At 50.0% G+C, this 23,219-nt stretch carries 16 protein-coding genes and 1 CRISPR repeat array; of the genes, 1 reads left to right on the top strand and 15 read right to left on the bottom strand.

Going from position 1 to position 23,219, the window contains the following annotated elements; genetic code table 11:
- The first annotated feature begins 748 nt into the window (after positions 1-748).
- Positions 749-1,594 (top strand): aldo/keto reductase, encoded by an 846-nt coding sequence (locus BITS_RS00455; RefSeq protein WP_026641783.1) that lies wholly within the window; start codon positions 749-751, stop codon positions 1,592-1,594.
- A gap of 125 nt (positions 1,595-1,719) precedes the next feature.
- On the opposite strand, the gene BITS_RS00450 is transcribed toward BITS_RS00455, so the two are convergent.
- The 15 genes from BITS_RS00450 to BITS_RS00380 form a co-directional block, all read right to left on the bottom strand.
- Complete coding sequence (locus tag BITS_RS00450) at positions 1,720-2,319, bottom strand: NAD(P)H-dependent oxidoreductase (protein WP_026641782.1); 600 nt, start codon at positions 2,317-2,319, stop codon at positions 1,720-1,722.
- 237 nt (positions 2,320-2,556) lie between these two features.
- Entirely contained in the window at positions 2,557-3,585 is a 1,029-nt protein-coding gene (locus BITS_RS00445; RefSeq protein ID WP_026641781.1) for a LacI family DNA-binding transcriptional regulator, read from the bottom strand.
- Positions 3,586-3,683: 98 nt separating this feature from the next.
- On the bottom strand, positions 3,684-3,956 hold the full coding sequence (locus BITS_RS00440; RefSeq protein WP_044259176.1) for a hypothetical protein: 273 nt from the start codon (positions 3,954-3,956) through the stop codon (positions 3,684-3,686).
- Positions 3,935-4,468 carry a hypothetical protein gene (locus tag BITS_RS00435; RefSeq protein WP_044259175.1) on the bottom strand — a complete coding sequence of 178 codons (534 nt, stop codon included), beginning with the start codon at positions 4,466-4,468 and terminating at the stop codon, positions 3,935-3,937. Before BITS_RS00435 ends, BITS_RS00440 begins: the two co-directional genes overlap by 22 nt.
- Positions 4,469-4,501: 33 nt before the next feature.
- Positions 4,502-6,607 (bottom strand): beta-galactosidase, encoded by a 2,106-nt coding sequence (locus BITS_RS00430; protein WP_026641779.1) that lies wholly within the window; start codon positions 6,605-6,607, stop codon positions 4,502-4,504.
- Between the two features lie 50 nt (positions 6,608-6,657).
- A complete protein-coding gene (locus BITS_RS00425; RefSeq protein ID WP_034533647.1) occupies positions 6,658-7,602 on the bottom strand; it encodes an ABC transporter permease in 945 nt (314 codons plus the stop codon).
- 62 nt (positions 7,603-7,664) lie between these two features.
- Entirely contained in the window at positions 7,665-9,188 is a 1,524-nt protein-coding gene (locus tag BITS_RS00420) for a sugar ABC transporter ATP-binding protein (RefSeq protein WP_026641777.1), read from the bottom strand.
- A gap of 34 nt (positions 9,189-9,222) precedes the next feature.
- A complete protein-coding gene (locus BITS_RS00415) occupies positions 9,223-10,398 on the bottom strand; it encodes a substrate-binding domain-containing protein (protein ID WP_026641776.1) in 1,176 nt (391 codons plus the stop codon).
- Positions 10,399-10,961: 563 nt separating this feature from the next.
- Positions 10,962-15,080, bottom strand: coding sequence for a DEAD/DEAH box helicase (locus tag BITS_RS00410; protein WP_051264317.1), 4,119 nt, complete (start codon positions 15,078-15,080; stop codon positions 10,962-10,964).
- 219 nt (positions 15,081-15,299) lie between these two features.
- Positions 15,300-17,075: a DEAD/DEAH box helicase gene (locus BITS_RS00405; protein WP_034533644.1), complete on the bottom strand. Its 1,776-nt coding sequence runs from the start codon at positions 17,073-17,075 to the stop codon at positions 15,300-15,302.
- Positions 17,076-17,337: 262 nt separating this feature from the next.
- Entirely contained in the window at positions 17,338-18,249 is a 912-nt protein-coding gene (locus BITS_RS00400; protein WP_026641774.1) for a sulfite exporter TauE/SafE family protein, read from the bottom strand.
- 325 nt (positions 18,250-18,574) lie between these two features.
- Entirely contained in the window at positions 18,575-19,183 is a 609-nt protein-coding gene (locus BITS_RS00395; RefSeq protein WP_044259170.1) for a GNAT family N-acetyltransferase, read from the bottom strand.
- A gap of 182 nt (positions 19,184-19,365) precedes the next feature.
- A CRISPR array of direct repeats spans positions 19,366-19,831; the repeat unit is 36 nt; unit sequence TCCTCAACGAAGGCCAGAGCTTATAACTCTGGCAAT.
- Between the two features lie 224 nt (positions 19,832-20,055).
- Positions 20,056-20,352 carry a CRISPR-associated endonuclease Cas2 gene (cas2, locus tag BITS_RS00390; protein WP_026641773.1) on the bottom strand — a complete coding sequence of 99 codons (297 nt, stop codon included), beginning with the start codon at positions 20,350-20,352 and terminating at the stop codon, positions 20,056-20,058.
- Between the two features lie 77 nt (positions 20,353-20,429).
- Positions 20,430-22,019: a CRISPR-associated endonuclease Cas4/Cas1 gene (locus BITS_RS00385; protein WP_026641772.1), complete on the bottom strand. Its 1,590-nt coding sequence runs from the start codon at positions 22,017-22,019 to the stop codon at positions 20,430-20,432.
- A 119-nt stretch (positions 22,020-22,138) separates the two neighbouring features.
- Positions 22,139-23,218 carry a hypothetical protein gene (locus tag BITS_RS00380; protein ID WP_034533641.1) on the bottom strand — a complete coding sequence of 360 codons (1,080 nt, stop codon included), beginning with the start codon at positions 23,216-23,218 and terminating at the stop codon, positions 22,139-22,141.
- Position 23,219: the final 1 nt, after the last annotated feature.

Below are 23,219 nucleotides of genomic sequence, written 5' to 3'. Positions count from 1 at the left end.
ACTCACAATTTCATCTTGTGCGGTTTTCTACTACTGAAATCACTCACCGTTTCACAAGGATTCGGTGTTCCTCCACAGTTCTCTCCCCTGCTTACTCCAAAACCGCACAAGTTGAAATCCGGTGTAATTTGCATCCCTCAAAACCGCATAATTTCGCCAATCGATATTTCAGATTCAGCTTCCGAACTCATCTTGTGCGGTTTAGGCGCGGTCATAGCCTCATAAAATCCGGCAATCCCTAGCTGAACTGAACCGATCCGGCGGCCAACACATAACCGCACAAGATGAAGCCTGAAAATGATTCCAATTTGAAGAACGGCAGAAAATCAAGATTATTTAGGCTATCAAATCGAAACACTTTCATCTTGTGCGGTTTTCCACAAATGACATCACCTCTAGATGGCCAATATCCCAGAATCCCCGCGCATACCGACCTCTTAAAAACCGCACAAGATGGAAGTCAACGAAAATAAACGATTCATAACAGGCAAAATTCCAATGTTCTTCAGAACACCATAACAACGCGAATTCATCTTGTGCGGTTTCACTACAGACACGAAAGACACAAAAGCGAATTTCTTATAACTTCAACTCAAAACGCCAAGATCAACCACCGAGCTAACCCGCATACACCACCCAGCTCACTTTGCCGATAAGCGCAATCCTGACCCGGCGCGGGTATCATCAAAATTGAATAGGACAGCACATCAAGCAATCACCTATTAATAAGGAGTCGGCTATGACGCTTATGACACCACCGGATATCCCAACCCGTAAGGCCAATGACGGACTGGAACTGCCCGCAATCGGTTTCGGCACATACAAAGTTAACGGTTTTGCAGGAGTTAACGCCATTGTTTCAGCATTGGAAGTCGGCTATCGCCTTCTTGACAGCGCATTCAACTACGAAAACGAGGGAATCGTAGGCCGTGCCATCAAAGAGTCAGACGTGCCTCGCGAAGACATCATCGTTGCTTCAAAACTTCCAGGTCGTCATCACCAATATGATCAAGCTCGCATTGCCATAGAGGAAAGCGTTGCGCGCATGGGCTTGGATTACATTGATTTGTATCTCATCCACTGGCCGAACCCCTCGCAAGGCAAATTCGTCGAGGCATGGCAGGCTTTGGTAGACGCTCGTGAACAGGGCATCGTCAAGCATATTGGCGTGAGCAACTTCCTGCCCGGCCACATTGATATGCTGACCCGTTCCACAGGAGTCACGCCGGCAGTCAACCAGATCGAGCTACATCCGTATTTCCAGCAAACCGAACAGCGAGCATATGATGACGCTCATGGAATTATCACCGAAGCTTGGAGCCCACTAGGACGCGCCAACCAGATGCTGAAGGATCCGACGATTCTCAAGTTGGCAGAGAAGCACGGTGTCTCCCCTGTTCAGCTCATTCTTCGTTGGCATCTCCAGCTCGGCGATGTGGCTATTCCGAAGTCCACCAACCGCGAGCGCCAGCGTGCAAATATCGATTTGACCGGCTTCTCGCTGGACGAGCAGGATATGCGCGAGATTGCCGCGATGGATAATCCGGAGGGACGCTCCTTCGCTCAGGACCCTCATTGGCACGAAGAAGCCTGAGCAAAGCAGTCACTGCGAATCAGCTCATAATCAGCCGATTCTCGTGACGAGTTTCCGCTGGCGGTCTTGCAGATTTCTAGTTTGCAAGACCGCCAGATTGTTTGTGCACCCCGAAATGAGGCGTATCAAATCAAATCGGCAGACATCTCTCGAACTTGTTCCAGTTGTTTCGCCGCACGAGCTCGGCGCTCTGGATCATCGTTCCCCATTTTCAGATTATCGACATACATGAATTCGACATCTTCTATTCCACAGTACTTGCCCAAGGCTTGGCGGATGATTTGATTGCGCAATGCTTCATCAATACCCGCCTCTTCAGTCCATTCTTGGCTGCTGCCGGCCAACAAGACAATGCGCACCGTCTTGCCGGCAAGTCGGCCTGGCTTGCCTCCCGGATAGTATGCGAAGCCTCGGCAGAACACACGGTCAAGGAATCCCTTCATCATGGCTAGCATTGAATACCAATAAATCGGGAATACCAAGGCGATGACATCCGAATCAGCCAGCTGTTCTTGCAAACCTTTAATATCCTCTGGAACCGGCGCCTTCCCTAGATAATGGTTGCGATCGTCAATGCCGTATACCGGATTGAATCCGATCTTATATAAATCAATTATGTCAGCCCGTGCTCCGGAACTCGTAGCCCCATCCGCGAAAGCCTTCCCCACGGCATTGGTGAGCGAGTTTGATTCAGGATTACTGGTGATTACGGTAACTTTTCGCATGAACCCATTCTTTCATAGATATCCCTGCCGCAGAAGAGCTGATTCCCATTCAGCCTTTTCTCAGCAACATGCCGAGTGGTTATTCAGGCAATCACACGGATGCGCCAAACTTCACTTGGTTATATATAAACATCAGCACAACAGCTGACGAGGACTTCTCAAAGTCCCCATAACTGAACTCCTTCTTCTCTCTTCTCCTTTCAAAGGCCCGGCTGCACACCGGGCCTTTTTCCTTTTCTACCTTGCGATGGCCGATTCTCGGACGATCAGCTTCGGCTCAATCCGAGTCACCATGGGTACCTCCTCACCGTCAATCATGTTTATCAGCAATTCCACCGCTTTCCGCGCCACAAATGGCAAATCCTGCAAAACAGTCGTCAATGGTGATGAAGCATATTCGGCCCCTTCGGTGTCATCGTATCCAACGACAGAAATATCCTTCGGCACGGCAATGCCTCGACTTTTCAACGCCGCAATCGCAGCCATCGCCATGTGATCAGACGCCACAAAAATAGCATCAGGCGCAGTTGACAGATCGGCCTTCTGCATCATCTCGTAAGTTTTTTGCGGATTCCATGAACCAGCTCTCAGATCTTTCCTGTTAGCAGATAATCCATGATCCAGCAACGCATCATTCCAACCTCGTCTTCTTTGCTGCTCATCAAACCAATCCATGCCCCCAGATACATGCCAGATTTGTTTGTGACCAAGGCCAGCAAGGAAATTGACCATTTTGTATGCGCCTTGATATTGATCTTCGCCCACCATCGGGACGCCGATATCTTCCAATTGACTGCTAATCACCACAACGGGAATATTAATATCTGCCTTGGCAACTTGCTCCGGCAAGCCAGTACGAGGTGCAATGACTATCAATCCATCTATCGAGACCGAATTGTATTTCGCCAGCAAAGTTTGAAGATTGTCGTGAAATGGTCGATCAATCGTAAAGACCATACTCATATATCCTCGTGATGCTGCATGCTCCTCCAGCTGAACCAATACATTCGCCGTTGCATACCTAATCGACCTATCGATTATCACACCGATTATTTCACTACGATTGATGATTAAACTTCTGGCAAATCTATTCGGCTCAAAATTCAGGTCCTGTATCGCAGCTTCGACCAACCGTTTTTTATCACTGCTTACTGTGGCAGTGCCGTTTATTACTCGTGAAACCGTTGACGGACTAACTCCTGCACGTTTTGCGACATCAATAATACTGGTACGAATATGCCGATCCGTTTTATGCTCATGTTGCATGATGCCCTCCTCCACACCCGCTTCTTCATAACAATAGTGCGGAAAGAATTAATACTCTTCCCGCACTATATATCATCTTGCCTAGGCTTCAGCGAAAACTACTCTTCAGAGCGCAGCGCGATCGCCGAGCCAGCAGCAACTGCTTTTGCTACCGAAAGTTCTTTGTTATCCGAAGACCTGAACTTTTCAAACGCATCACGCGTCCAGACTAGTGCAGAAGCCTTTTGCTCGTGCGTCTGGCGCATCCAATCGAATGAACGAGCAACGACTTCGGCAAAATCACCGGAAATATCCACCCTTTCGGCATCAACCGTGGTGAGTTCGGTAATCGTGAGTTCGTCGTCAAAGGTCAGTACCAGACTCGTCCACAATCGTCCTCATCGTACACGCCAAGCAGCACAGACGAATTCGGGGAAATCCACTTGTGAGCCAATTCAGATGCTTCGTTGCGACTCATACCAAATTTCCATTGCAAACCAAGATACTTCTTGGCTGGTCCCGGGTATGTCACAATCGTTTCTTGGTAGTCATCCAACAGAGCGTATGTTCGGTGTATATAGGAGTCCAATGGCTCATCCACAACCCAAGAATTCTGGATTGTTGAGAAATAATCGTCAAATGCACTTCGCTCAAAAACCGCAACAAAATCGACTGTATCTTTGTTCTTTTCATAGAGGTCTTTTGCCTGAGCTTGCGCGTCAACAATTGATTCTGGAGCTCCTTCGACTGGGAGAGAATCTGTATGTTCACACTTGCGGATTACGCCATTATCATGCAGCACGATAATACGGCGCTTCTCCTTCGATGATTCAAGAAGCAAGTCTTGTGCATTACGCCATTGATCAATGTCAATGTCCTCCATAAGTACATCTTTACCAAGCATAATTTACCTTTCTTTGTTAATCACGAATGAATGTCACTGCTCAGCTACGGTCGAGTCCGCAATAATGATCGAATACGGAGGTAGATTCAGATCGAAGCACCCATCATCCACAGATATTGATTCTCCGGTCCAGAGATCCGATGCAGTCGCAATATCAAAATCGACCTTGATTTTGGACTGAATTTCAGTATCGGTTGGATTACAAATGAATACAACCTTATGCTGCGGATCCGTCTTGTCGTCATGCACTACCACGTCAAGTCGATCATCATCACCGACGAAACGTGAGACCGTGGCTGCTTGCGTTATGATCTCATCAATTTGAGGAGCTTCACCGATATCTGGCACAACGAATACATGGCCGCTACCTATCGAAGCCTTGACGGTCTTGCCGTTGACACTACCTGGATCGACACCCATCGCATCAGCGAGGACGGCGCAAGGCTCCATATCATGTCCCAATGATGGCACTTTAGGGCCAAGCACAATGGTTCCGCCATTCTTCGCAAACGAGACGAGTGCGCTCTGAGTCGCTTCATCCATCCAGTCTTCGGATACGATGACCACAACAGGGAACTTCGACCAGCGATCCGGATTCAAATCCGTATCAGAAAGAACGTAACCAATGCCGCTGCGACGCAATGCGCCATGGAAAGCATTAAAGTACTCATTCTTTTCCTTGACCACGATCGAATCGAAATCGAACCGTTCATCTGCAACTGTCAGGTGGTTCGGATATTCCGAGAAACCTGACGGCGTCTCGAGGAAGTCACCAGGGAAAGAGACCAGAACACTGGCAGCTTCCAGTCGGTCATATTCTCGATTTGCCAGGAGGAGCACATCTGAGCGCCTTTGCAGCTTGTTAAAATCAACGCCTTTCAGGATTTTGTTCATAGTGCTGTGCATCGAACTCATCGGTCGGACGGTTCCATCTCGTCGTATCGGAGAGAAGAACCATTTATCCCTCTCTACAAGCATGTATCTCGAGAATCCCTTGATACCTTGCATAAGGGCTGCCTTGGTGACGAATTCCTCATCTTTTTCATCACCTGGATGCAGATACCATGCCCACACTCCAGCAATGAATTCTGGAATGTACGGGTATCGGCTCGTTCCCACAACATAGCTGGCAACGGTTTTGATATGGCTATACAAGTGCTTGCGCGAGTAAATATCAAATCCGACGAAGTCAAGCTTTTCCTCCAATTTGGGGAGGTTAAACGGGCATGTGAAACCGGACGCCGCACCGCCAGGCCCCAATGGATGAGGATAATTATGGAACAAGGCAATCTGATCCAGACCTCTTTCCCGAAGCATCCCCGCCAAGCGATCCATGCTATTGATAAGGTAGGTTTCGCGATATTCAGCCCAATCTTCATACCAAGGAATTGACTTACGGTCGTTCTTCTCAAACCTTCGTGGAGGCTGGAACTCATCAAAATCTGCGATACTTTCCAAACCATATGCGGCAGCGACTTTCTCCGAACTGCCATATTTGGCAATAAGGAACTGACGATATTTATGAAGTGAGGCTTCGCAATAATCACCTGAATATGCGTTGATACCGAAGAAGAATGCCATTTCGTTATCAACCTGACATGCAACGATTCCGCCGCCATTATTCACGGAGTGCTTGGCCAAAATCGGACAGATAGCGTCGTACCAGAGTGCCGTCTCATCAAAGAACTCATCCACCGCATAACTTAAAGCCGGAATTGGTTTGGGAACCTGGGTGAGTACAGCGCGCGCACCGCTGCTATTTTTTGCCTGCAAGCGTTCATTGTCCAAAATTCGCTTTGGATAACCGAACCATGTCATTTCACTATTGATCTGAGGGCCGGGACGTACCACAATGCTTAGTCCTTTATCCTCACAAAGCGTCAGAAACGCATCGATATCAGTTCTTGGATCAATTTGACCGAAGTCAAATACACCGCGGCTGACTTCGTGTGCTTCCCATGGGATATAGATTGACACCATCGTAAAACCGAGATTCACGATTTCATTCAAAATCACATCCCACTTGTCACGATCAAGTCTCCAATAATGAACCGCACCTCCGTAGAGCTGCGCACGCTTGCCATTGACAAGCAGCGCTGAATCTTCAATCTTGACTATTTTGTCAACTTGAGTTTCCATTATTTACCTTTCTTTATTTTCTTTTTCATCGTTGAAATGTATGAGCCAAATCATGAGCGATTGTTTCGTTTTGCAAGAGCCACGGCTAGAACGATGATGATTCCCCTGACCACCTGCTGCTGGGCAGATGTGAGACCGGCTAATATCAGGCCGTTGTTTATCATCGCCATGAGTACTGCACCCGCCATTGCGCCGACGGCACTTCCTCGCCCTCCGGATAGAGCGGTTCCTCCCAAAATCACAGCTGCAATGACATTCATTTCATCACCACTGCCCCATTGGTAACGTCCGGACTGCAGTCGTCCCGCATACAGCATCCCTGCCACAGCGGCACACATAGCAGAGCCAAACATGACACCGAATCTGACTCGTTTGACATTGATTCCTGAGTATTTTGCCGCAACAGGATTGGCTCCGACAGCTAGGGTGTACTTACCCAATCGGGTTCGATTGAGCAGGGTCACACCGAATGCGAAGAACACCATCGCCCAGATGATTATGATCGGGAAGACACCGATTTGTCCGCCGCCAAATACGAAGTTGTATCCCTTATCCAAAATGGGCTGTGGACTTGAATCAGTAATCCATTGAGCAACGCCAACAGTGACTCCCATCATCGCCAATGTGACGAGGAAGCTGGGTATTTTTGCAAAAGCAACAAGTGCTCCGTTTACAATTCCGCAGATTGCACCAACCGCCAGGCCAGCTAATATTCCGGGAACGAGCCCGAATCGAGCTATTGCCATTGCCGTGGATACTGAAGCCAGTCCGGCGATAGAACCAACGCTGAGGTCGATCTCCGCTGAACCGATTACAAAGGTCATGGCCATGGCCATGATGACGATGATTGAGGACTGGCGCAGAATGTTGAGTATATTCACCGTGCTCGTGAATCCTTTGCCTCCCAGCATTATTGCGAAGAGTGCAAATATGACCACAACACCGACATAAACTATGTTCTGCCTGAAGTCGATTTTCTTAATGAACTGAAGCATAACAATGCCTTGCTTTCTTGATTGGACCCGTCTGCTTTGACCCATGCAGTCCGATGAATTCGTTATTTATTCAAAGTTCCCGAATGTTGAATAGCCAATTGAAGGTCAGCCTCATTGTTGATTCCTTCTGCCGGCAATTCGCCCACCGTGCGCCCGTGTTTCATAACCACATAGCGATCACAGACGGCAACCATCTCGGAAAGCTCACTGGAAATAAACAAGACGCCTTTACCCTGTTCAGCCAGTTTTGCAACCTGATCAAGCACTTCGCGTTTGGTACCGATGTCAATGCCCGCTGTTGGTTCATCCATGATGAATAGATCAGGGTCTTTTCCCAGCCATTTGGCAATGACTATTTTCTGCTGGTTCCCGCCGGATAACCGATAAGCCTCGGTTTTGGTGTCATCTACTTTTATCGAGAATCCCTTAACCAGGTTATCCACGAGTGTTTCAATTGACTTGTTGGATAACAGTCCAGCCCGTTCACACTCGTCATATCTTGTTATCACCAAGTTATCGCACACGGAATGACCGGTAAACAATCCCTGCTCACGGCGATCTTCTGGTACAAGCGAAATATTGTTGGCTATTGCCTCTTGCGGCCTCTTGGGAGAATATGTTTTCCCTGAAAGGGTCATAGATCCACTGGTGACGCGATCTACTCCAAATATCGCTCGTGTCACTTCTGTACGACCCGACCCCATAAGACCAGCGAGACCGACGACCTCACCTCGATGCACTTCTAAGCTCACATTTTCAACTCCATTCTCGGTGTGAAGATGGTCTAGCTTCAAAAGCACCTCATCATTGAGGCATACACGAGATTCACGTTTGGATAGGTTATCGGTTTGATGCCCGACGATTCCTGCAATTATCTCCTCATCACTTATGCTGTCGAGATCACTGGTAAGGTAATTACGACCATTGCGCAAAATAGTGATTCGGTCTGCGATTTGACGTATCTCATCCATTCGGTGAGAGATGTAAATAATGCCAATACCTTGACTTTTGAGATTACGAATCAAATCAAATAGAGTCTGCGTCTCAGTAGCTGAGAGCGAAGCTGTCGGCTCATCGAGGATTAACACTCGGGCGTTGGCATGTAAGGCCTTGGCTATCTCTGTCAGTTGCCAGTATCCTGTTGACAGTTCTCCCACTTCAGTGTCAGGATGTAAATCCACATCCAGCCTATTCAGGAGCTGAACCGTTGCACGATTCATCGCCTGTTTGTCAAGGAAAACTCCTTGCAACTTTTCAGAACCCATAAATATGTTCTGCGCGATACTCATGGTAGGAACCAAAGAGAATTCCTGGAACACCATGCCGACTCCAGCTTGGCGAGCCTCGGCAATGCTCACGGATCCATTGAATGTTGTCCCGCATATAGTCACTTGGCCTGAATCCAAAGAGTAAACTCCTTGCAGGATTTTCATCAGAGTGGATTTTCCAGCGCCATTGCCTCCAGCCAGAGCATGCACTTCTCCAGACTTCACTTCGAAAGACACGTCATCCAAAACAGTTATCCCCGAAAATGATTTTCGTATATGCGACATGCTTACTAATACTGGTTGAGTACTGTTCACCATGCCCCGCCTTTCCTCGACATCCTGTTCTGACAGATCATTCGTCCAACACTTTCTGGATGCTTGCGGGGATATCAGAGTGATAGACCTCATTCCATCCCTGCTGGAGATTGGTTTTGGTAACAGGAAGAGCAGGTAATGCGACATATGGAGGATATTGCTTTTTGAGCGCGGCAGCTCCTGCCGCTATCTTTGCTTCCGTAACTCCCTGATCGTAGGGTCGCTGAGCCGAAGTCCCTATAATCAGTTGGTTTTGCGCCATGGCAACGCCAACCGACTCACCGAGATCGATAGTCGCCACTTTAAGATCTGACCGACCTGCTGCACGTGCCGCAGCCATCACGCCTTCAGCGGGAACGTCCCAAGGCGCCCACATTCCTTTAAGGTCTGGGTTCTGATTGATGATTGCGTCCGCTTGGGACTGAGATTGCGATACCAGGTCAGAGTCAGACACACCTTTTTCCGCCACAATTTCAATATCGGGATATGACTCTTCAATCGTCTTTTTGAAGCCTTCGAACCTCTGTGCTGTCACGAAGAAATCAGCATCATGGAAGAGTGCTGCGATCTTCCCTTGTTTTCCTATGCTGTTTGCGAGCAAATGCGCAGATGCAACACCATTACCGTAATTATCCGCTGAAACAACACTTACATAATCCTTGCCGGCTTCGAGACCATTGGCCGGCTGATCCATGAACACCAAAGTCACGCCGCTTTCCGCAACTTTCTTGTACGCATTCGATGTTGCTGTAGCATCAGTCGGTATGGAGATGATTATGTCTGGATCCTGCGCAAGCACGGTTTCAATGTCGCTCGTCTGCTTATCCGGACTGAAATCAGCATCAGTTATTGATACGATTTCGACTCCTAGGTCAGCAAAAGTGCTCTTCAATCCAGCCACTTGGGCGTTATACCAGTCATTTCCTGAGTAATGAAAAACCAATGCAGCCTTAAGTTTGGCATCTTTTATCCGCTGGATTTCTTCATCGGTCAGTTCCGCAACATCAGCCGAAGCCGCCTCTTCTCCGTTCGCCCCAGTAGACAACACCTTTCCATCAACCGCTTGTTCCGCTGCTTCTAGAGCTATTTTGGAGGTATTCTCGTCTATCGCACTGGAGCCACTTCCAGCACTGCATGCCGCACATAAGGAAAAGGAAAAAAGGGAAACAATAAGAACAACAAAGAGTTGTCGCAACTCACTAAGCCACTTCATCGGATCCTAACCTTTCTAAGTCGTCATTGACCGTAAAGTTCCCTGGAAATACATCCAGGTATTTCGCCAGCGCCCGATTCTTTTGAGCACGTACACTGGCGTTATGAAAAGGTTTTCAAATTGATATATACAACTCTGAATTCCTTGAAAACCTTTTCAACAAATATATGAAATAGTCAGACTCCTGTCAAATCGAGTTTTATCCGCGAGTCTCCGAAGGGGGCTTCCCATGCACAACGCCCGTTGTTCATCAAGCTTGATTCACGAGGAAGTCTCCCGTATTCCAGCATTCACAGCAAGACTTCGCTATCTTGGGCCGCAAGTTTATTCACTCTTCTATTCATGGATATCTACGCAACCATCAAATCAGCTGGCCCATCTCCCACTCTATGGCAGCTGACACACGCCACCAACTACGTGTATTGAGTTTGTAGACACTATTGAGTCCCGGCTGAACGCAACGCACCTCCTATAACGCTACTTGTGTCACTTCACTGCCAAATCAAATAGCACACAACACCCACCCATTCAATTACTCAAGCTGCCACGAGCCGCGGCATGTATCACGACAAGAGTTCCAAGAGATCTTCGCGAGACAAAGAAGCAATTGACGAACCTGAGGTTGATGCAGCACCGACGAATTTATCCGCCAAATCAGATTTGGCCTGCTGCAAAGCGACAATGCGCTCCTCGATCGTATCCTTGGCCACGATCTGATACACATGGACATCACGCGTTTGCCCAATTCGGTGGGCACGATCACTTGCCTGATGTTGAGCGGCGGCATTCCACCATGGGTCGGCGTGAATCACCACGCTCGCACCTGTCAGATTCAAGCCCGTATTCCCGGCCTTCAACGAAATGAGGAATACCGAAGTGTCATCCTGATTGAACTCTTCCACCAATTCGAATCTCTTGCGCTTAGGAGTGGCTCCCGTTATGAGATCATAGGCAATTCCCATATCCCTCAATCGTTCGCCAATGCAATCCAAATAACTGGTGAACTGCGAGAATATCAACATTTTCTGGCCTGAATCGATGCAGGAGGTCACCAATTCCTCGATGGCATCCAATTTTGCAGAATTGTTTGCTGCCTTCTGGATGTTGTTTTTGGGGACTTTTTCAAGTTCTTTGCCGGTTTGCGATTCCACGTTTGCGCTTTCGTAATACAATCGAGGATCGCAACACACTTGGCGCAAACGTGTGAGTTGAGCCAGTACCTGAATCTTCCCAGTCTCGAATTCGATGTCTTTCTGCTTATTCAACGTTGCTCGCAAGCGCTGCTCCAATGCGGCATACAGACGTCGCTGCGCACCCTCTAGCTGCACTGTGATGACATTCTCGATCTTGTCTGGAAGATCATGAAGCACTTCGGCCTTGGTCCTGCGAAGTATGAATGGTCCTACCAATGCCTGCAACCTTCGTTGGGCGCTTTCGTCACCGCTCAGCACCGGCATTTCAAACACTTCTCGGAAATGTGCATACGAGCCGAGTAACCCAGGCATGAGGAAATCAAATATGCTCCATAACTCTGCCAAACGATTCTCGATGGGCGTTCCCGTCAGTGCAAAACGATGCAACCCTTGCAATGCTCGCACAGCCTTGGCTGATTGAGTGGCGTGATTCTTGACGTACTGTGCCTCGTCCAATACCACGCTGAACCATTCAATTCCTTGATATTCCGCCACATCACGACGAAGCAGGTCATATGAAGTAATGACGATATCGGCTTGCCTGCCGCTTTCTGCGATTTCGGTATCATCAGCTCCCTGCCAGTTGCCAGGGGACGCCTCAGCTTCCGCAGTATCAGGATTCTCGTGTCGTTCTGCAACTCCAAACCGGATTTCCTGCACCAGGTTACGCCGCTGTGCCTTGCTCCCGGCGACCACCACCGCCTTGAGTTCCGGAGCGAATTTATGGCATTCTGCCGCCCAGTTATACACCAGCGAAGTCGGGCATACGATTATCGAAGGACCCACCGAACGCGACTCAGCCTTGCGGAAAAGCAACATGGACAGTAGTTGCACAGTCTTTCCCAAGCCCATCTCATCGGCAAGTATTCCGCCAAACCCACGGTCACAAACCGCATTCAACCAACGGAAGCCCTCCTGTTGGTATGGGCGAAGGACGGACTTGAGACTACTTGGCACTGTGTACGCATTCGTATCAATCATGCCCAAGTCGTTCATCAAAGCTGTGAATCCTCGGCTCTTAGCCTCATCATCCACTTGATTGTCCAAATAATACGCACTGTATTCCGGTACCTGCACAGGACCGGACTCAAGCTGGCGACTGGCAAATCCCATATCGCGCCCGAGATCTTCGAGCTTGCTGACATCCATCGAACCCACATCAACAAAAGCGCCATTACGGAGGCGATGGAATTTGCGGCGTCTGCGATAACTTGCCAACAATGCCGGAACTTCTTCAGGGCTGATCTCGTCAGCGATCGGAGATATTTCCACAAGCCCTGATTTCACCGACAATCCTGGCATAATCGCTGTATGCGTACGAATGCTGAGTCCGTCAAAGGCTTGCGTAGCCATGATCTGACCGACTCCGCGAAACACATTCAGCCCTTCGGTGAGCAACCGATATATTGCCTCTTCGTCGGATTCTTTGATAATGGCCACAGAATCCTGAGGTCGGGGGAAATAATGCAGCACTGCTTCAACCGCAAGGCGTTCGGCATCCCTATCTCGCGCAACATCCTCGTATCCGCTGATGCCATCGAAAACATGGAATTGCTCATCGCCATAATGTGCCTGAACATCGCATATCACTCCGCGCCGATCGCGGTCCATATAAAACAGCAACTCACAGGTCGGCGCATACAGCGCATTAAGAGACCTCGGCACATGAGCAGTTATCCCATGACCTGAGCCATGCCGCACATCTCCACTCCCCTGCTGCCCTGTCGAAATCAAGGCAGGAAGAATCTCTTTGGCGAATGAACGAGCATCCGCCGCAGAGAGCATCAAATCCTGATCATCGTCAGAACACAGCACTTCCAGCAAGGGTTTCTGGTCAAGGAACTGTTTTGAACAACGATGTATAACGGCAACCTGCCCACCCCGAAAACGTCGGGTGGTGCGTGCGACCTCAGATGGAAGTCGTGTTGCGTCGAGCCTGTCTACACCGAGATTGCCATCCGCTCCTGTGCCAGGCATACTGCGAACGATGACAAAAGCATGCCGCCTTCCTTGAATGAACTGTTCCACATACCATTCGTGATGGATACGATATCCCGCGATTTCGGGCGAATGCACGTCCTTGGTTCCATTGGTATTATTGTGGTCGTTTTCCGTCTTTTGAGCATCCGTTTCAGAAGACCGCGGGCTTTGCACTTGAACAGCATCAGATTGTTCATTGCTATCACTTCGCGCGGGTGAAACCAGTTGAGAACGAGAGATTTCACCCTCATCACCATTCGTTGCATGCCCTACTGCCTCATCCACTTCTTTATCCTGCAACGAGACACCGTCTGAGCCTACCGGAATAATCGACAATCCCACATCCGGATCGCCGTCAACTACCGAAACCGGTGCAGGTGGTTCAAAATACCGGGCTGCAGGAGTGTAATCAAGAGTCACATCAGCATCAACGAATGCATCCAGCAACTCAGCCATTTCCGCATCCGAAAGCACCACCTCACTCGCGCCTGATGCTTTTCTGGAATGATACTGGCGCGCCCATGGTGTCACACCATTTTGCCAGAAAGCCGCGCCTTCGAACACATCAAGTATGACTCGTGCTCGTTCATCAAAACTCTCCGCCCGATGAACGAAGGCAAGACGAGTTCCGTACACCACATACTCTTCCCTGTGAATGGCTTCAAACAGATCAAGAAGATTTTTCACCACATATGAAATACCACGCGCAGGAACCACAATCCGCAGGCGCACCAGCCAGCCGTCACCAACTCTTTCGATATGAGGACGGAATGTGACGCTACCTACAGGCATTAATCGTTCAGTAGGCGAAGTTTTCAATGCTCCAGACCCGCGAAGTTCATTCACTTCCTTGAGCAATGCGACCTGTTTTGCTTCGCCATCACGGCGACGTTTATTGCGTCGATCACGAATCAGATTGCGTAACGCCTGGGAAGTATGCACCACCATCGTGCCATCTGGCAGACCGGATCCGGCTGAGCTTTCGGAATGACCCGCATGGTTCATCCACATGCTCGGATCTTCGTTATATCGGATTACCAAAGCGATAATATGCTTGCATATCTTATTGAACCTGCCGTATGCCGGACATATGCAATGCGAAGAGATCAATTCCCCTTGATCGGGATCAATCTCAGCAGCTATCTCATAATCGTCCGTATCGGCAAACATGGCAGAGCATCGGGCATCCAAGAATACGACACCCTTATCGTAGTGCCCTTGCATCTCATACATGCGTCCGCTATCAAGCACTTCTTGAGAACGGAAAAACGATGATCCGCCACGATATTGCAATTCGCTTTCAGGCACCGTTCCCGATCGGCCATAACTGGTCGAATAGTCATCGTCGTCATATTCATAGTCGTCGATTTCATATTCATCGACGTGACCGAACACCCCACGGTTGTGCATATTCCTACGACTTCTGTTCGCGCCATCACCATCATGCACGTTACCGGCCTGACCTCCGGTTCTTGCTCCATACACTTGCTGATGCCAATCCTGTGTCATGCACTAGCCTTCCTCAATGACCCACCTCACACTCTACATTGCTTGTATGCGTAGCGCTGTCGGCGTGATTGTGCCGGATGACGATGAATAGTGACTGATTCGTAGTAACACAAAGCGCCACCCTATGGAAGGATGGCGCCATGTTTACTCAGGTGCTATTGCACTACTGCGAACGGATCCGCTTAGGAGCATGCGAGCAGCATTCTCACATCTTGCCTGTTATGCGGCGCGACGGAAAGGAGCGGACTTCTTCTTGCTCCTCGAATGGCGGAAGCCCGAAGCCTTGCGGGAAGATCCTGCATGGTTCCTACGAGTGCGTGCCTGATCGTCGCGTGTTTTACGCGATTTACCGCGGCCTCCGAAGCCTGATTCGAATTGAGACGTGTCATGATCGCGATGACGATTGCGCGAAGAAGTTGCGCGCTCTTGACGCTGTTCCCTGCCTGAACGCTCATAGCGATCAAAACGCTCTCGAGAGCGCTCAGAACCGCGACTTCTGCGTCCGTTTTCCGTCTCGAATATCTCTTGTCGATTCTCTCGCGCATCCCGCTCACCGCGGCGGCGACCCCTGCCACCAGAACGCTTCATCGACTCAGAATCAGCATTGCCTCGTCGATCAGATCGACGATCACCACGACGACGTCCAGACCGACCTGAACGACCGGAATTCTTGGCAACGGTTGGCACAGTAAGCGTCCAACCTTCAACCAGAGGAGCATGTTCGCCGACCAGCTCTTCGAGAATTTCATCGCCAGGGTTCACTTCCTGAGTTTTGACGCGAATACCTGCACGACGCATCATCGAGCGTGCTTCGCGCTGTTGCTGTGGCAGTACCAGAGTGACCACGTCTCCAGATTCGCCCGCACGTGCCGTGCGCCCCGAACGGTGCAGGAAGGACTTCGGATCCTCTGGCGGTTCGGTCTGCACGACCAAAGTCACATCGCTCACGTCAATGCCACGTGCGGCCACATCAGTTGCTACCATTACGCGCACTTCTCCTGAGGAGAAGGCCGCGAGATTGCGATCACGCTGGTTCTGATTGAGGTTCCCCTGCAAATCAACGGCAGGAATGCCCTGCTGAACCAATTTCTTGGCCATCTTCTTAGCTTGGAATTTGGTGCGCGTAAAGAGAATACGCTTGCCCATTCCCGACGCCAGCTCACGGATGACTTCATGCTTATTGCCTTGCGAGACGGCGAATACATGATGAGTCATGGTATCCACTTGAGCGTCGGCGGAATCAACGGCATGGACCTTGGCATCCTTGAGGAAGCGGGCTACTACCTTATCGACTCCGTGATCGAGCGTAGCCGAGAACAACATGCTCTGACCGTTTGGATCCACTTGTTCCAAAAGTCTGGTCACGGCTGGCAAGAATCCCATATCCGCCATTTCGTCTGCCTCATCCAGCACAGTCACCTGAACTGATTCAAGTGAAAGCAAACGCTGACGCAGCAAATCTTCCAATCGGCCAGGGCAAGCCACCACGATATCTGCACCAGCACGAAGCTCGGCAACCTGGCGATTTTGCTTCACGCCACCGTAAATAGTGGAAGTAGTCATGCCATAGGCTTGCGCCAACGGACGAATGACCTCATCGATCTGATTCACAAGTTCTCGCGTTGGCGCCAGAACAAGGGCGCGAGGATGCGGCATGGCAACCTGTCCACGCACATTCTTATTCCTGCCACGCTTGGCTTTTTCGAAATCACGCATGGCGATTTCAGTGGTGCTTTCCTCACTGAGACGAGCAACCATCGGAATCGAGAACGCCAAGGTTTTGCCGGAACCGGTACGGCCACGGCCGAGAATATCGCGTCCAGCGAGAGAATCTCCCAAAGTATCTGCCTGAATCGGGAAAGCAGTGGTCTTATCATCCGCTGCGAGCACGCGCACAAGCGGTGCAGGTACGCCTAATTCGGCGAAAGTAATGCCTTCTGCATGCTCACTGCGGGCATCGGAGGTCTTATCAACATCAAGATTGGATTTCGGCACAATAGCCTTTCAACAAAAAGAGGTCGACTCTTGACGCGACCTCGGACAAACAATTCATGCTAACACGACCGCGGTATTTTGATCTCTGGTATCATGTCGTGGTCATATTTGAGGCACGTATGCTATGGCACCGCAATCTCCAAGCGCCACAACGTTACAGCCTTGCCACCAATAACTCGATGCGACCTTCACAGCTCGAGCCCGGCAAGCAGTGTAACCATCACATCACATGGCATGAAAAGAAAGAGATATCGGTCGATATCTAGAAATATGTCTTGGATGCGAGATTCAAAGCCAAAGCAATGCCTGCGATAACGGCAGACCAACGCATCAAATGCGCAGGTATGCCTCGTGTGATTGGAGGCGCGATATATCCTCCAATAAAGCAACCAATGCCCATTGCGATAGCCGCAGGCCAGTCAACCACCCCACGGATTACGAAGAATATTGAAGCCGTGATATTGGCACCGAAACCAACGAAGGTTTTCAATGCATTGACACGGTGGAATGAGCCGACTTTGCCTGCATCCAATACTGCAAGGGCAACAGTTCCAGCGCCGGCTCCGAAATATCCGCTGTATACCGCCACAAATGCCGTACCAATCCATACCCACCATGGATCCTTGGACATTGGACGTACTGTTTCTTCCTCATTGGCGAGCCCAGTTTTCGGTTCTTCCTCACTGTTTCTCGCGATCGTTGGCTGGGCCGTGGAATCCGCAGAGTTGGAGTCGCCGTGACGTTCCGGGGATTCGCTTAATTGTTCTTCGACTTCTGCAATCGCTTGTTTTGTTTGCGCCTTCCCTTTTGGATTGAAAGCAATCAAAGCAGTGCTAAACAGGATTAACGGCGGAACGGCAAACTCGAATATCTTGGGATCCAAACTTAACAAAAGATAAGCGCCGATGACGCCGCCAACAGCTCCCATAAGCGTATAGACAATAACGCGGGTGCGCTGCCCCTGCAGCTCCTTGCGCGCACCTAAAACACCACCGAATCCAGTGCCGATAACGCCAACGGTATTGGATGCATTAGCGACAACCGGTGGAATGCCCAACGCCAATAATGCAGGATATGAAACCAAGGAAGTGGCGCCAACCGCATACCCGACAAATCCTGCCGCAATGCCTGCAAGCAACACCAGCAGTAATGTGACCAGCGAAAACCCCGCCATGGCGGCACCACGCCTTTCCAACGCAATCAGCGCTTCGTTTCGGTTGATTCCATTTCCAGATCCTGCTCTCAACGACGCGAGGCGGATTGGACATATTGCCTGCCTTGGATCGCGCTGCTCATAGAATCGCATCTCCGATTTATGAATCGGGAGATATACAAACTCAGCATGCGAAAAGGGAAATATGGCATAGCCTCGCATGGTCGGAATTGATTGGGAACTTATTCATCGTATCGAATGCTCAATATCTGCAACCGAAATGTCCAATAAGCGGGCGCGAATATGAAATAGGCGCAGCAGATTGCGAATGATTACTAATGCAGTATTACGAAATTCGATTGTTTTTCATCCACCGGCTGCGACCGATGAAATGCACATGTTCATCCCAAAATACTTCACCTGGCAACAGGCTCATATGCACATGACTGAGCATGCCGACACCATCCATGCCAAGCTTTTCCATAACACGTTCCGACTTGCGATTGCTAGCCTCATGGAGTGCCCATACGCCCGGCGCGGAGAGGCCCTCGAACGCATAGCGCAGTATCGCTTCGGCAGCCTCTTGCATCAAACCTCGTCCTTGATACGGCACACCGAGCCAGTAGCCGATTTCTCTGGTTTGATCTAAGTTGTCCAACTCATCGGTTTCCAATCCCGCAATCTGACCTTTATGGACGAGAGAGAGCACCGATTCGGCTACTGGTTTCAGCGCAATGCACCCGACAAGTTCATCTGATTCACGAAGGGTCATTGCATATGTGAAGTCATTGCTCAATACCGATTCAATGACATCCCGAGCATTTTCAATATCCCGAATAGGAGACCACCCTGCATTGAGACCAATGCTCGGCTCAGACCCCAAAGCGAACAAGGTCGGCGCATCATCCTCGCGCCACGGCCTGAGCGTCAGTCTTTCGGTGTGCAGGAGCTTCATGGTCTTTGACTATAGCAGTGGCGAGGTGGGAACGACGTGGCCGATTCCGCAAACCAGCGAATGCTAAGCATGGATTATATCCTGCCATGAATGAACGATTTTTGAGTTAAATTGCGTCTCAATCGCTGGTTCACGATGCAGGAGATTTTCCAAATGGGATCAAGACAATTGACGTTCAACGCTCCTCAATGAAGGCCAGAGCACTTAGCTCTGGCAATACTCCGACCGGTCCGTCATCGCGTCCGAATCGGTTTCCTCAATGAAGGCCAGAGCCTATAACTCTGGCAATGGTCATGTCCTTTCGTGTTGCTCCGTATTCGTTGGTCCTCAATGAAGGCCAGAGCTTATAACTCTGGCAATCCCCGCATTCGACCGGTTCACCGGCCAGTGGGCCGTTCCTCAACGAAGGCCAGAGCTTATAACTCTGGCAATCCACGGCATGAACGCGAAGGCAATCCAGTCAGGCAGAGTCCTCAACGAAGGCCAGAGCTTATAACTCTGGCAATGTGACCGGCAGGAACACGCAGGTGACGCGATCACTCCTCAACGAAGGCCAGAGCTTATAACTCTGGCAATCTCGCATTGCTCCTCGTCGAGGGCTTTGAGCGCCCATCCTCAACGAAGGCCAGAGCTTATAACTCTGGCAATAGACCCATAATAAAGGACTCGAGCGACTGCATAAATCACCTATTTCGCGAGCGGCTCTCCGAAAGCGCCATTCACAAAGGCCCACAAACACAAACACGCTCAACAATCCGCAGAATTCCAACCGCGAGTGCTTGAGGCACCATCTCCCACCTGATGAACCTCTCGCAACCACATAACCATGTAAAATCCACTCTTGAATTATCAAACAACCAGCGCATTATGCGCTAAATCACTGTAGGAATAGCCACATCCTCGTAGCTATGTCTTCCTAAAAACTGAATCTCTTGAGCAGCACGAGCGCTGTTTCCGAGCGGACACACAATAATCGAATTATCTTGCGGATCCATTTCAGACTCCAATTGCTGGCGAACTCGAATCATCTGTGCCGGCCTGACTTCAAGCAAAAATACGCTGTATTGCAACCGCTCTCCATATGATTGCAATGCTTTTGCCACATGACTTCGTCTGTTGTCATCGACGATGTCATACGCAATCAAGTAGCTTTTCTTGTAATCAGGCATCCCGCCACTTCCCTAAGCCAACAATCAGCACAAACAAACAACAGAACAGTACGCTCAATCAGAGGTCAACAAAGCATTCATCGCACTCGAATACCCTTGTATTCCGACTGCGTACCGTCCAAATATCCAAGAATCAGACGTGCCTGAATCTCAATGATTCGACGCCAAGTAGCTTTGTAGCCGAAAAGCGGATGAGTTAACTCCGTCTCCATCCTCCTTTCATAAGCCCTGATCAACGTCTTCCTCGTAACATCATCCATACGGACCGATCCAAGCGCATACACGAATCCTGAGGCTCGAACCTCACCGTTGTTGACCACGGTTTGCACCACGGAATCAGCCACGGGAGCCCTGAATTCCTCCATAAGATCCAACGCCAACGCAGGCTTGTTCCTTTTGCTGCTGTGCAAGAATCCAGCATGGGGATCCAATCCGCACGAGAGCACCGCGCGGATACAATCGGAAAGCAAGAGCGTATACGCATAATCGAGCAATGAATTCAAAGCATCCGGAGCCGGACGGCGCATCCTTGCAGTCCACGCCCAATCCTCCCTCTTATCCGCTTTGATCAAATGCCCGAATTGGGAGAAATAGAGTGCCGCGGCTTCGCCTTCAAGGCCTAAAACATCCTGCCATCTGTTTGCATTCGCCAACTGCTTCTCTATCTGTCGCATTTGCGGCAGCACGGGATTTTGTTTATCGGATCGCCTCAGCAACACCCCTTGATTATGAACTTTTGAGATGATGAATTCTCGTGCCAGACCGAGCCTTCCTTCATGCGATGCCACATGCTGGTCAACCCTCTGCTGGCCGTTGGGACCATATGAAGGCATCGACCATCCATATAATCGACCGGTTCCGCTACACCACAGAATCGGAATATTCCGCCACATCAATTCTCTGATCAATCCACTAGATAGATCCGTATTGCCATGGATTTGCAACCCCTGGATGGAATCCAATGGAACCGATGCAATCTCCTCTCCCTCCTTGAACACCACCATTCGCCCTGCTCGACTGAAAGCCTTCGCCCCTGCCGTCGACAAGTGCGTGACCTGATTATCCGGCGCTTCAACCACGATGCGATGACTCACTGCAGTCAGTTTTCTCTCCTCCGGCAAGCAAATACCGACATGCGAGCATCGCATGCAACGCGCGTCATCTTCAAGTGGCTCTGGTGCAGTATCCGAAGTAATCAACGCACGGGTTTGATCAACAGCATCCTTGGCTCGTGCAAAATCGTCTTCATCCAACTCAACCTCTACGCGACGGTGATGAGTCGTAAAGAATATTTCGGTACCAGCGACGCGATATCCCATATCCATCAGGCAGGCAGCCTGTAATGCCAGTTGAATTCGCATGGCTTCTGTCACAGTCATGCTTCGCTTCACAGGCGTCGCTTTATATTCCCTAATGACTACGCCGTCATCGGTCATCTGCGCAGCGTCAAGCTTGCCTGAAACTCCCCATTCTTCATGACGAATATTGATGGCTTGAAATGAATCAGCATCCTTTGCTCCACCAGTCCGATCCACGATTCGGTGGTCGTAATTGCCTCGTTCTATTTGACTTGACTCAACTTTTTCCCCAGTTGCCTCCAGCCAAGCTCGACGCGGGCAAAATATGGTATGCGCAACCAAACTGATTGGAATTGGATCATCGTCCATGATGATTCCTTCCTGCTTTGAATTCTATTAACCCCAAATATGGCGGTGGCCGCAATATATTGTTTTGATTCGCATTCATTGCGATTCAATATCTTCCGGCCACCGCACGGCATCACTTGTTAGACAACTGGGACCAGATGTCCTCGCTCGATCCAGCGCTCGGGAGCACTTGCATTGTCAGATACGAATTGCCTGAACAACGCGCATGCAACAACACCCTTTTCTTTCAGCCAATCGAATCCTGGTACGGTTCCATCTTGAGAGAGCAATGATGGATCCGCAGGGGCATCCCCCAATTCTCCGCGTTGGACAAGCTCGACGCCGCTGGAGAGCAGAGCTGCGCTTCGAGTGATGGAACGATATTTTGCCAAGGTCCAGAACTGATCTGACACAGGCAACACCGAGAAGCGTTTGAGCCCTCGCAATTGCGTGAGTCCAGCAGTCGCGTCTCGGGTAAACCCAGCCGTGGTCACCATATGAGGAAAAGCAGAAACACCCATAAGGGCACACCACACCCGCGCATTATCAGTGACTTGAGGCCTGTGCAAACCAGTGGCAGAGCGACTATCGCTTTGGTTTTTGCCAACCTCATCATCAATCGTTTCACCTAGCAATCCAGTTCTCAGCTTGTCGATATCGCGCTGCGACACAGCTTGAGCCAAAGGCAACAACCTTCCACCGATAAACTCCTGGCCACGGTTGCGAGCAACCATTTCCCAACGCGATGCACCCATATCCGCATCGAGGCTGGAGGCGTTTCGCCGACCCGACCAATAGGAAGGCTCACCTAGCGCACCGATATACCTACGATCTCCGGATGTTTGCAGAGCGTCGATGGCCTTATGTCGATCTGCTTGCAATCGCTGCCAGCCATATGGTTCTGTCAAGCCGCTCAATCGCGGAGACATCGTGGCATGAATCGATGATGACTTGCTGTTTTCTGGATGCGGTGAGGTTATGGTGTAATCCCCTGAGGATTGCAACCACTCAGATTCGGCCCATCGTTGAACGTGCCGGCTGACCGCCTGTGCCGCTCTCATATCATCCAGACCGCTCATGGCGATGGTCACCGTCTGGAAATCGTCCCATTTCCAAGAACAAGGCGTGCTGTATTCGTCTTCGAGGATTGCAGCAAGGCCTGCCACGAAGAAGTGGTCGAAAGCATCCATGACATCAACGGATAACGTCAATTCCTCCATG

Source organism: Bifidobacterium tsurumiense, assembly GCF_000741765.1.
Lineage (GTDB): Bacteria > Actinomycetota > Actinomycetes > Actinomycetales > Bifidobacteriaceae > Bifidobacterium > Bifidobacterium tsurumiense.
The sequence above is the reverse complement of the archived record's forward strand: the minus strand, read 5'-3'. Positions and strand labels throughout refer to the sequence as shown.